Origin of the sequence: Lysinibacillus sp. PWR01, from assembly GCF_043359455.1 — a bacterium.
Lineage (GTDB): Bacteria > Bacillota > Bacilli > Bacillales_A > Planococcaceae > Lysinibacillus > Lysinibacillus fusiformis_F.
The window spans coordinates 26,983-38,741 of sequence record NZ_JBHERJ010000075.1 but is presented as its reverse complement, the minus strand read 5'-3'; the positions used below and the strand labels follow the sequence as shown (position 1 = coordinate 38,741).

The window sequence follows — 11,759 nt, the reverse complement described above, 5'->3', positions numbered from 1 at the left end:
AAGCTATCTTATTGATTACAGTAAGATAGCTTATTTTATATCTTCCTCAATATAGTATCCCTTCATCAAGATGAAGTTCTCAAGGCTAAAAGTATTTGCTATAATCATCTCGTCTTTAAAAAATTCTGATAGTTGAAGTGGGCGTGGGGAAATGAAACATGATGTGAGAGATAGCATTGTGGAGTATGTGTATGTCATTGTAGGAGCGGCAATAATTGCTGTTGGTTTTAATGTCTTTTTATTACCAAATCAAGTCGCTTCAGGTGGGGTAAGTGGGATTAGTACGATTTTACATGGTTTATTTGGTTGGAATCCGGGAATTGTTCAATATGCATTTAACATTCCGCTTTTTATTGCTGGTGTGTTATTTCTGGGCAAAAAATTTGGGATAAAATCCTTTATTGGGACAATTACGTTACCGTTTATTGTCTTGTTAACAAATAGCTGGGAGCCTTGGACTGATAATCCTTTATTGGGTGCTCTTTTTGGCGGAATTGTTGTTGGCCTGGGGATAGGACTGGTCTTTAAGGGGAATGCTTCAACTGGTGGCACTGATTTACTAGCGCAAATCATTACGAAATATACAGGATTGTCGCTTGGAACAAGTGTGCTGTTAATAGATGGCGTTATCGCAATTAGTGCAGCAATTGTTTTTGACTTAGAAAAAGGTTTGTATGCTCTGATTGGACTTTATGTTACCACAAAAACGATTGATATTATTCAGCTAGGTTTTAGTCAATCTAAAATGGTCTATATCATTACATTGAAACAAGATGAGGTAAGGGAAGCCATATATGCTGAAATCAATCGTGGTGTAACGAAGTTACCAGCAATCGGTGGGTATACAGGAGAAGCACGACCAGTTCTGATGGTTGTTGTTTATCAAACAGAATTCACAAAGCTGAAACAACTCATTAAAAGCGTTGACCCATCAGCGTTTGTTATCGTTTCTGATGCTTATGAGGTATTAGGAGAAGGTTTCAAACGTGCATAAATTTGGTATAATGGCGGCGTAAGGTATTTATTATGAGGAGGGGTACTAATGAAAAAAGCAATGTTAACATTAGTGTTCGGATCAGCAATCTTCTTAGCTGCATGTGGTGGCGGAGATAAAACTGCAACTAATAATGAAAGTGCTACAGAGCCAGATGGCGAAGCAATTGCGATGAAATCTTGTGTTACTTGTCATGGTGGCGAGCTACAAGGTGCAAATGGTCCAGCATTAAATGATGTAGGTTCTCGTTTATCTGAATCAGAAATTTTAGATATTATTAATAATGGTAAAAACGGCATGCCTGCAGGATTAGTAAAAGGTGCAGATGCTGAGGCAGTTGCTAAGTGGTTAGCGGCTCAAAAATAATAGCTTTTAAAAAACTAGCGGGCTGGAGAGCCGCTAGTTTTTTTAGTGAAAGTAAACATTGTATTGAGAGTAAATACATTTCTTTTACACATAGACATGCTAAAATAAGGAGAACCTTATCCATTGATTGGAGGCTTTTTCATTGGTCGTAGTATTAACAAGAGATGTTATGGAGAAATTTAAGTTAGAGTTATTAGCTGGTGAAGAAGGAATAGGCAGGACCATTGTGACAAGTGATATTTCAAGACCAGGTCTTGAAATGGCAGGATACTTTACCCATTATCCTGCCAATCGTGTACAATTGCTTGGCAAGACGGAACTCTCCTTTTTTGAAATGCTACCAGCAGATGTCAAGCTTGAGCGTATGCGTTTACTTTGTTCACAGGATACGCCTGCTATTATTATTTCTAGAGATTTAGAAGTACCCGAGGAGCTTATTCAAGCCTCAAACGAAAAGCACGTACCTGTGTTTAAAACACATATGACCACAACCAAATTTTCGAGTAGATTGACAAACTACTTAGAGGGACGCTTAGCTCCAATGACAGCAGCGCATGGTGTGCTTGTCGATGTGTATGGCATCGGTGTGCTTATTATTGGTAAAAGCGGTGTAGGTAAAAGTGAAACAGCACTTGAACTCGTTAAAAAGGGTCATCGTTTGGTAGCTGATGATTGTGTTGAAATTCGTCAAGAATCAGAAAACCTATTAATTGGAAGCCCTCCTCCTCTTTTAGAGCATCTATTGGAAATACGAGGAATCGGCATTATTGACATCATGACACTCTTTGGTGCAAGTGCAGTACGCCCCTATAAACGGATTACCCTCATCATTGAACTAGAAATATGGGATCCACAAAAAGTTTATGATCGATTAGGCTTAGAAGAAGAAAAAATGAAGATAATTGATACGGAACTAACAAAATTAACAATTCCGGTAAGACCAGGACGCAATGTCTCCGTTATTATCGAAGTGGCAGCAATGAATTATCGTTTAAAGAAAATGGGCGTCAATGCAGCAGAGGAATTTTCAAGACGTTTAGATGAAGTAATCACATCTAATGATGTGTTAGATGATTAAAAAGTTACAAACAACATTGTTCATGACATATTGAGAGGAGTAGAAGATGGATTTATTACTATTACAGATTGACCCGATCGCCTTTCATTTAGGCCCCATTCCAGTTCGTTGGTACGGATTGCTAATCGTGTCGGGAATCATTTTAGCCTATATTGTTGGACAAAGAGAGACTGTTAAGCGAGGTTTGCCTGAAGACTTTCTTGCAGATTTATTATTATGGGCAGTTCCTATATCCATCATCTGTGCACGTATTTACTATGTGTCAATGCGATGGGATTACTATAGCGAAAATCCAGGAAAAATCATTGAGATATGGAATGGTGGTATTGCCATTCACGGAGCACTCATCGGGGCATTTGTTACAGCTTACATATTTACTCGTATAAAAAATGTAAGCTTTTTACGAGTAGCAGATATTGCAGCACCTAGTATTTTAATCGGGCAGATTATTGGGCGATGGGGCAACTTTATGAACCAAGAGGCTTATGGTGGTGAGGTATCGAAAGCATTTTTAGAAAACCTAATGCTACCAGATTGGATTATTAATCAAATGTATATCGAAGAATTAGGTTCTTATGTACATCCCACTTTCTTATATGAATCGGTTTGGAACCTGATTGGGCTTATCATTTTATTAGCTTTGCGCAAAGTGAACTTACATCGTGGTGAAATTTTCTTTAGCTATTTAATATGGTATTCTATCGGTCGCTTCTATATCGAAGGGATGCGTACAGATAGCCTCTACTTAGTTGGAGATTTACGTTCAGCACAGGTTGTCTCCATTATTGGTATTGTAGTTGGTTTAGGTGCAATTATTTATCGTAGAATAAAAGTGAAACCAGCCGTGAAATACTTGGATAATAAATAAGGGGTTGTAAAAGATGGCTGTAAAGGCACTACTATTTGATTTTGATGGAACTTTACTGAATACAAATGATTTAATCATTCAAACATTTATGCATGTATTAAATGAGCGATTTCCCGGGCAATATTCGCCAAAAGATTGCCTGAAATTCATTGGTCCATCATTGAAACAGACATTTAATGACATTGCACCAGGTGAAGAAGAAGCTTTGATAGAAATGTATCGCGCTTGGAATATTGAGCACCATGATGAACTAGTCAGCCAATACCCTGATGTTGTGTCAACACTAGAGCAATTAAAAGCTCAAGGTATACGATTGGCTATTGTTTCGACGAAACGTAATGAGACCATTGATCGTGGACTTGCTATTCTTGGGGCAACGCATCTATTTGATGTGCGAATTGGTACTGATGATGTGAACAATGTGAAGCCTGATCCAGAGCCAGTATTACTTGCTTTGGAACGATTGGGAATAGAAAAAGAATATGCCATTATGATTGGTGATAATTCGCATGATATTGAAGCAGGACATCGTGCTGGTGTAAGAGCAGCTGGTGTTGCTTGGGCAATTAAAGGTGAGGCGTACTTACAGCAGTATCAACCAGAATATATGTTACAGCATATGTCAGATTTATTTGATATTGTGAAAGAGGGGTAGGGTAGATGGCGCGTAAAACAGAACGTTACCGTGTCGAAGGAGCCAATTCACTTTGGAATATATATGATACGGTGTCCTTTTGGAAGGTGATGAAGTGTTTCATTGTCATTCAGATTGGACGCTTCACACCATTTTTACGTGTGAAAAACTGGCTTTATCGTACATTTTTAAACATGACAATTGGTAAGCAAACGTCATTAGCCTTAATGGTCATGCCAGATACCATGTTTCCAGAACGAATTTTCATTGGAAACAATACCGTAATTGGATTTAATACAACCATTTTAGCGCATGAATATTTAATAGAGGAATATCGCTTAGGTGATGTTCATATTGGAAATGAAGTAATGATAGGGGCAAATTCAACCATTTTACCAGGTGTAACAATTGGAGATGGTGCCATTGTTTCAGCTGCCACTCTTGTACATAAGGATGTACCAGCAGGTTGTTTAGCAGGGGGCAATCCGATGCGAATAATTTATACTGCTGAACAAATGACAGAGCGCAAACGCAATGAGACTGTAGAATGGTGTACACCAAAAAAATAATAGAAACTCACGTAGTATGGGTATATACTTCGTGAGTTTTTAATGTTGAAAAACAAAACAGTCAATTAAAAGGTAGAAATAGATTTCCGTTGCAGGCTACTTGCTTTCCTGTGGGCGAGCGCCGAATCGCTTCCTCCGCTACCGCTCCGTGCAGGGCTTCGCCTGTCTCGCTATCCCACGGGAGTCAAGTAGCCCTCCACTCCAACCCATAAAAATGTTACCTTTTTAGCAAAGGTTTTCAAATAAAGGGAAGGTCTTCACTACTCATTTTATGGAGAGGTGTTGTCATTCATCACTTCTCTACATTGAAAATAAAAACCTATCCTTTTTCTAATCATACAAATCATGGGCTATTTTGATCGCTACCGCTAGTATGAAAAATGAGGAAAAGACACTTTTGCAGAATGGTTGATTGGAGTGGAGCCAGCGTCACTCCTAGGGGATTTAGCGTCACAGAGGAGACCCTGGAGCGAACGGAAGTGAGTGAAGCGGCTCATCGGACGCCCCCTGGAAAGGACGCTGGCGGAACGGAAATCAACCTCTCACCTTGCAAAGTTGCTTTTTCTGCCGTTGACATCATCTTTTTGCAACAACATGAACTCACGTAGTATGGGTATATACTTCGTGAGTTTTTTGCATAAAAAAGCTACTCCAAAAATCATTAGTTTTTGGAGTAGCTTTTACTGTTTATGCAAGAGCTGCGTCATAGTCTGACTTGAATTCACAAGTGTCGTGATCACCTAAGCAAGTAGTTTCAACAAAGGTTGATTTAATTGCAGTCCCATCAATGTCTTCAGTTGTGTGAAGTGTTACTTTGTCACCAGGATAAAAATCGCCTTTACAAATACTAACGATCATTTGCTCACTAAGTTGTACGAATGGACATGCCATAATAAATCCCTCCAATGTGTAGTGTATATGGTTCTTTTTGTTATTAATGCTATTCTATATTAAGTTTTTTAAAATGTAAAAAGAAAAATAGAATGAGAGTAATAATCAATCAGGATATTGATAGTAAAGTATTATTGATGATAATGAGATTGATAATCATTTTAAGTGAGAGGTAAAAAATAATTATTCTGAGATAATTTATGGATTTCTATATTGAGAATAGTCTATTGATAAATCTTTATTTTTACCAATGATTTGTTAAGAGAGAATCATTATCAATTTTTTAGCGAATACTTTAAGTGATTAATAATTGATTTGTCACATTTTAGACACATTCTCATTCTCAGTAAAATATCTTGTCAAATTATAAGAGAAATGAGTCATGCTTTTTATGTAATTCTTTTCTACTTAATGTGTATAATTAACGGAATAATAAGTATTTAAAGATTTTGATAATTAATAAGGATAGCGTTGACTGTTTAATTGAAATAAGTTAAAATTCTTTCATAATCTAATTCTCTAATACTCTAGTGAATTAAAGTGAAATGTAAGGAAGTGTCCATATGTCGTCAATAAAAATGTTTGAAAAACCACTTGGAATGCGCGATACATTTCCGCAAATCTATGAGAAAGTTGAAGCTGTTAGACATGCTGGCAGAGACTTTTTATATAAAAGGGGTTATGAGTTTATTAAAACGCCTGCTGTGGAGTATTTCGATACAGTGGGAAAGGCTTCGGCTATTGCTGATGCTCATTTATTTAAGCTAGTAGATAGCCAAGGAAACACGTTAGTGCTACGACCTGATATGACTACACCGATTGCTCGAGTAGCTACATCAAAATTATTGAAAGAAATGATTCCTCTACGTCTTGCCTATTTCGCGAGCGTTTTTCGAGCTCAGGAAGCAGAGGGTGGAAGACCAGCAGAGTTTGATCAAATGGGGATTGAGTTAATAGGTGATCAATCCGTATTTGCCGATGCAGAAGTTATTGTAACGGCAATGGAGCTATTAAAGCATTTTAAATTAGAAGAGTTTAAAATCACGATTGGACATGCTGGCATACTAAATTGCATTTTACAAGATTACACAGAGAGTATCGAACAGCAAACAATTCTTAGAACATTGCTTGTCCAACGAAATTATGTAGGGTTTGAAGAAGCGGTGGAGTCTTTTGACCTGCCAAAAGCAAAATCTGATGCCCTCTTACAATTTATTGAAGAAGCCATGAATGTTAAAGATATCCGAGATATTGAAAAATATGTCCGTAAAAATGATGCATTAGAATACATGCAACAGCTTGCTCAACTATTGGAAATGGCTGACTTAGCTGATTATGTAGCATTTGATTTCACACTTTCGAGTCATATGAGTTATTACACAGGCATGCTTTTTGAAGTATTTGCTGTAGGAAGTGGCTTTTTATTGGGAAATGGAGGCCGTTATGATGGCCTGTTAGAGGTATTTGGTTCGAAAGTTGGTGCTACAGGATTTAGTATTCGAGTAGATCGTTTATTAGAAACTTTAAATGGGCAAACAGAGAAACGACAGGAAGCAACCGTTGTACTTTTTGAGGAAGAACAATTTGAGACGGCTTTACTAAAGGTTAAAACATTACGAGCAGCAGGAAAATTAGCTACTTTACAGTTACGTAGTAGTCTAGTCGATGAAGCGGCCTTTTTAGCATACTTTACAGAAGTGGTGGTAGTTGGACAGGAGGAAGTTGGCGGTGAATGAATTAACGATTGCAATGCCCAAAGGACGAATCTTTGAAGAGGCATATCAAATGTTGTTAGAGGCAGGCTTTAATTTACCAGAAGAAGTAGAGATGTCACGTAAATTAATGATTGAAATACCCGAGGAAAAAATTCGCTTTATTTTATCAAAGCCAATGGATGTTCCTGTCTATGTTGAACATGGTGTAGCTGATATTGGTATTGCTGGGAAGGATGTTTTGTTAGAGCAACAGCGAGAGGTGCATGAATTACTTGATTTGAAAATTAGTAATTGCTATATCGCTTCTGCAGGCTTACCAAACACTTCAATGAATGAGATTGCACCTAGAATTGCTACGAAATATCCGAATATTGCAATGAAGTACTACAAAGGCATTGGAGAGCAAGTGGAAATAATCGAGCTTAACGGTTCTATTGAATTAGCACCAATGATTGGCTTAGCTGATCGAATTGTCGATATTGTTTCTACGGGTCGTACATTAAAAGAAAATGGCTTAGTAGAATATGAATTTATTACCGCTGTCTCTTCTCGACTAATTGCAAACCCAGTAAGTTATCGTATGAAAGGTGAGCGTATTATTGACCTCGTGAAGCGATTAAAAAAATGTGTGAATGAGCAGAAAAAGTAATCATTTTTAGCTACATAGACTAAAGGGGATTCATCCTATGAAAATAACAAAACTTGAAAAAGGCATTTCCTTAAAAAGACCACTTGAAGGGGGAAATGAGGAACAGATAAAAGTTGTGCGACAGGTGCTATTAGATGTTAAGGCACAGGGTGATGCAGCATTACGTACCTATACTGAGAGATGGGATGGCTATGTACCTGAGAGCTTCCGTGTCTCTGAAGAAGAAATACAGGAAGCAGTAAATGCACTTGATCAACAACTCTATAAGGACTTAGCGGAAGCTGCGGAAAATATCCGTTTTTATCATGAACAACAGATACGTTCAGGTTATCGATTAGAACTGGGAGATGGTTCTTGGCTAGGTCAACGGGTGACAGCCTTAGATGCAGTAGGACTATATGTTCCGGGTGGCACAGCAGCCTACCCTTCATCTGTATTGATGAATGTGATACCAGCACAGGTTGCAGGGGTGAAACGTATTGTTATTACTTCCCCTGCAGGGCAGAATGGGAAGCTACCAGCAGGTGTCCTTGTGGCGGCTCACCTTTTAGGGATTGATGAAATTTATAAAGTTGGTGGAGCACAAGCCATTGCAGCTCTTGCCTATGGCACAGAAACAATTTCCCCAGTTGATAAAATTACAGGTCCAGGAAATATTTTTGTGGCACTTGCCAAACGTGAGGTATTTGGAGAAGTAGCGATTGATATGATTGCGGGACCAAGTGAAATTGCTGTGCTGGCTGATGATTCAGCCTATCCTGATGAGATTGCTGCAGATCTTTTATCACAAGCAGAGCATGATCCGCTAGCCTGCGCCATCCTTGTCACAACCTCAGAGTCATTAGCCAAAAAAGTAGCTGAGGAAGTAGAGAAGCAATTGCTGAACCTACCACGTCAAGAAGTAGCTCGTACTTCCATAGAAAATTTTGGGGTAATTTATGTAGCTGAAACGTTGTCAGATGCAGTGGAGGCCATTAATTCATTGGCACCTGAGCATTTAGAAATTGTGACAGAAAATGCAGAGGGGCTAGCTGAGCAAATAAGACATGCTGGCGGTATTTTTATAGGTCGGTATAGTTCTGAGCCAGTTGGTGATTATTTTGCAGGGACGAATCATGTGCTACCAACCAATAGTACGGCTCGTTTTGCAAGTGGCTTAAATGTCGATGATTTTGTGAAAAAATCAAGTATTGTTTACTATAGTGAAAAAACATGGAAAGACAATGCACCAAAAATTGCACGTCTAGCGCGTATGGAAGGCTTAGAGGGCCATGCCCGTGCAGTGGAATCACGTGGATGGGAGAAGGAATAGGACGATGACAGAAAAGAAACGATATGCAAAGATAGAGCGCACAACAAATGAAACGCAAATTTCAGTAGCAATTGATTTAGATGGCGAGGGTAACGCAGATATCCAAACAGGCGTGGGGTTTATGGACCATATGCTTGACTTATTTATCAAGCATGGACTATTTAATGGCACAATACATGCAAATGGTGATACCTATATTGATGATCACCATACAACAGAGGATCTTGGTATTGTCTTAGGACAAGCTGTTCGAGAAGCACTTGGTGATAAGAAAGGCATAAAACGCTATGGTAACGCCTTTGTACCGATGGATGACGCACTCGCTCAGGTGGTGGTAGATTGCTCAAATCGCCCTCATCTAGAGTACCGTGTGCCAACATTAAAAGAAAAAGTAGGAACGTTTGATACAGAATTAGTGCATGAATTTTTATGGAAATTTGCCCTTGAGGCACGAATGAATGTTCACGTAATTGTACCCTATGGACAAAATACACATCACATTATTGAGGCGATTTTCAAAGCATTAGCGCGTGCGATTGATGCTGCAGTGGAAATTGACCCACGTGTGAAAGGCGTACCATCGACTAAGGGGCTGTTAACGTGAAAATAGGTGTCATTGATTATGGTATGGGCAATTTATTTAGTGTGGAACAGGCATTAAAACATCTAGGCTGTGAAGTTATTGTAACGGCTGATGAGAAGGTGTTAGATACAACAGATGCCCTATTGTTACCAGGGGTGGGCGCATTCCCTGATGCCAGAAAGCGTTTAGCAGAAACAAAATTAGATCAATATTTACACAAGGCACAAAGCGAAAATCGTCCTCTTTTGGGAATTTGTCTAGGTATGCAATTATTGTTTGAGCAAAGTGATGAAGTAACCTCAACAGAAGGGCTAGGTTTTTTCAAGGGGTGCATTAAACGCTTTAGTGGTATCCAGGATGGCCAAGCATACCGAGTGCCACATATGGGTTGGAATGAGCTGATTGTGACAAATCGTCCTGCCTGGTTAAATAATGAAGTATCAGCGAAGCATGTCTATTTTGTTCACTCATTTTATGCAACAGATATAGAAGAATCAGAGCTTGTTGCCTATGCGGATTACTCCGGCATTAAAGTACCTGGTATTGTGACAAATGGTTCAGTGACTGGCATGCAATTCCACCCTGAAAAATCAGGAGAATTAGGTGTTTATTTATTAGAGCAATGGCTGAAAGGTGTGAAGGCATGCTAACAAAACGTATTATCCCATGTCTTGATGTGAAAGAAGGTCGTGTTGTAAAAGGTATACAATTTGTCTCTATCCGAGATGCAGGTGATCCAGTGGAGCTTGCGAAGTTCTATGATGAACAAGGAGCAGATGAGCTTGTATTTTTAGATATTTCTGCTTCACATGAAGGTCGAGAAACGATGGTAGACGTTGTTCGTCAAACAGCAGCTACGCTTGCCATACCCTTTACTGTTGGCGGAGGCATTCGTACATTGGATGATATGAAGCGTATATTACGTGCAGGTGCTGATAAAGTATCCGTGAACACGTCTGCGTTGGAGCGGCCCGCTCTTATTCAGGAAGGCTCAGATTTTTTTGGTGCACAATGTATCGTTGTTGCAATAGATGCTCGCTATAGTGAAGAAGATGGCACATGGATGGTTTATACACATGGTGGACGCAACAAAACAACTTGGTCAGCCATTGAGTGGGCAAAAGAGGCTGTACGGTTAGGAGCTGGTGAGATTTTATTAACAAGTATGAATCAAGATGGAGAAAAATCTGGCTTTGATTTAGCCTTAACTAAAGCAGTACGTGATGCTGTGACAGTCCCTGTGATTGCTAGTGGTGGAGCGGGACATGCCGAACATTTTTACGAAGTATTAGCACATGAGGTAGATGCAGATGCTGCACTAGCAGCCTCCATCTTCCATTACAAAGAAACAAGTGTAGCGCAAGTAAAAGAATACTTACGTGAAAAAGGAGTGACAGTAAGATGATAGAGAACATTCAATTTGATGAGAGAGGTCTTGTTACAGCTGTAGTACAAGATGCCAATACAAAAGAGGTATTAACAGTAGCTTATATGAATAAAGAGTCATTAGCTAAAACAATTGAATCAGGAGAAACTTGGTTTTATTCTCGTTCCCGTCAAGAGCTTTGGCATAAGGGCGCAACAAGTGGTCATACACAAAAAGTAGTGTCAATCAAAGCAGATTGTGATCAAGATGCGTTAGTAGTGGAGGTTCTACCGACGGGGCCAGCATGTCATAATGGTACAATTTCTTGCTTCACTGAGGTTATACAGCAAAAAGAGAAGGTCGGCTCTGTGGACATCGTTTCTAAACTTGCTCGTGTCATTGAAAAGCGAGAGCAAGAAATGCCAGAAGGAGCTTACACTACATATTTATTTGATAAGGGCATCGATAAAATCTGTAAAAAGGTTGGAGAAGAAGCAACAGAGGTAGTCATTGGTGCTAAAAACCGAGATGCAGAGGAAGTAAAATGGGAGGCAGCTGATTTAATTTATCATCTCCTAGTACTATTACAAGAACAAAAAGTAAGCATTTATGATGTTCTACATGTGTTGGAAAAACGTCACGAGGAGAAATAACAGCATATTATTGATTGTGTGGTATAATAGGGATTACTGTGTAAAGGAACGTAAAATACGTTCCTTATTTCTTGTTTCGGA

The 11,759-nt window shown here is 39.0% G+C and carries 14 protein-coding genes; 13 read left to right on the top strand and 1 reads right to left on the bottom strand.

What is annotated here, in order from left to right:
• Positions 1-151 precede the first annotated feature (151 nt).
• The 6 genes from ACEVFT_RS16820 (at position 152) to ACEVFT_RS16795 (ending at position 4,509) form a co-directional block, all read left to right on the top strand.
• A complete protein-coding gene (locus ACEVFT_RS16820; RefSeq protein ID WP_205445458.1) occupies positions 152-994 on the top strand; it encodes a YitT family protein in 843 nt (280 codons plus the stop codon).
• A 48-nt stretch (positions 995-1,042) separates the two neighbouring features.
• Positions 1,043-1,360, top strand: a complete 318-nt coding sequence (gene cccB / locus ACEVFT_RS16815) for a cytochrome c551 (protein WP_205445457.1) — start codon at positions 1,043-1,045, stop codon at positions 1,358-1,360.
• Between the two features lie 142 nt (positions 1,361-1,502).
• On the top strand, positions 1,503-2,438 hold the full coding sequence (gene hprK / locus ACEVFT_RS16810; protein ID WP_131521124.1) for an HPr(Ser) kinase/phosphatase: 936 nt from the start codon (positions 1,503-1,505) through the stop codon (positions 2,436-2,438).
• Positions 2,439-2,484: 46 nt separating this feature from the next.
• The gene (gene lgt, locus ACEVFT_RS16805; RefSeq protein WP_205445455.1) at positions 2,485-3,306 is read left to right on the top strand and encodes a prolipoprotein diacylglyceryl transferase; all 822 of its coding nucleotides are present in this window, start codon (positions 2,485-2,487) and stop codon (positions 3,304-3,306) included.
• A 13-nt stretch (positions 3,307-3,319) separates the two neighbouring features.
• A complete protein-coding gene (gene ppaX, locus ACEVFT_RS16800; RefSeq protein ID WP_342441542.1) occupies positions 3,320-3,961 on the top strand; it encodes a pyrophosphatase PpaX in 642 nt (213 codons plus the stop codon).
• A gap of 5 nt (positions 3,962-3,966) precedes the next feature.
• Positions 3,967-4,509 (top strand): acyltransferase, encoded by a 543-nt coding sequence (locus ACEVFT_RS16795; protein ID WP_205445451.1) that lies wholly within the window; start codon positions 3,967-3,969, stop codon positions 4,507-4,509.
• A gap of 687 nt (positions 4,510-5,196) precedes the next feature.
• Here ACEVFT_RS16795 and ACEVFT_RS16790 read toward each other — a convergent pair.
• Positions 5,197-5,400, bottom strand: a complete 204-nt coding sequence (locus ACEVFT_RS16790; RefSeq protein ID WP_393950799.1) for a hypothetical protein — start codon at positions 5,398-5,400, stop codon at positions 5,197-5,199.
• Between the two features lie 563 nt (positions 5,401-5,963).
• Between ACEVFT_RS16790 and ACEVFT_RS16785 the strand changes: the two genes are divergently transcribed.
• The 7 genes from ACEVFT_RS16785 to hisIE are packed head-to-tail and all read left to right on the top strand — an operon-like array spanning position 5,964 to position 11,678.
• On the top strand, positions 5,964-7,136 hold the full coding sequence (locus ACEVFT_RS16785; protein ID WP_393950798.1) for an ATP phosphoribosyltransferase regulatory subunit: 1,173 nt from the start codon (positions 5,964-5,966) through the stop codon (positions 7,134-7,136).
• Positions 7,129-7,764, top strand: coding sequence for an ATP phosphoribosyltransferase (hisG, locus tag ACEVFT_RS16780; protein ID WP_205445447.1), 636 nt, complete (start codon positions 7,129-7,131; stop codon positions 7,762-7,764). Before ACEVFT_RS16785 ends, hisG begins: the two co-directional genes overlap by 8 nt.
• Before the next feature lie 37 nt (positions 7,765-7,801).
• Positions 7,802-9,076, top strand: coding sequence for a histidinol dehydrogenase (gene hisD / locus ACEVFT_RS16775; protein WP_393950797.1), 1,275 nt, complete (start codon positions 7,802-7,804; stop codon positions 9,074-9,076).
• A gap of 4 nt (positions 9,077-9,080) precedes the next feature.
• Entirely contained in the window at positions 9,081-9,680 is a 600-nt protein-coding gene (gene hisB / locus ACEVFT_RS16770) for an imidazoleglycerol-phosphate dehydratase HisB (protein ID WP_205445444.1), read from the top strand.
• Positions 9,677-10,309, top strand: coding sequence for an imidazole glycerol phosphate synthase subunit HisH (gene hisH, locus ACEVFT_RS16765; RefSeq protein ID WP_393950796.1), 633 nt, complete (start codon positions 9,677-9,679; stop codon positions 10,307-10,309). Before hisB ends, hisH begins: the two co-directional genes overlap by 4 nt.
• On the top strand, positions 10,303-11,064 hold the full coding sequence (gene hisF, locus ACEVFT_RS16760) for an imidazole glycerol phosphate synthase subunit HisF (protein ID WP_393950795.1): 762 nt from the start codon (positions 10,303-10,305) through the stop codon (positions 11,062-11,064). The genes hisH and hisF overlap by 7 nt, the downstream gene beginning before the upstream one ends.
• Positions 11,061-11,678, top strand: coding sequence for a bifunctional phosphoribosyl-AMP cyclohydrolase/phosphoribosyl-ATP diphosphatase HisIE (gene hisIE, locus ACEVFT_RS16755; protein ID WP_342533395.1), 618 nt, complete (start codon positions 11,061-11,063; stop codon positions 11,676-11,678). The genes hisF and hisIE overlap by 4 nt, the downstream gene beginning before the upstream one ends.
• Positions 11,679-11,759: the final 81 nt, after the last annotated feature.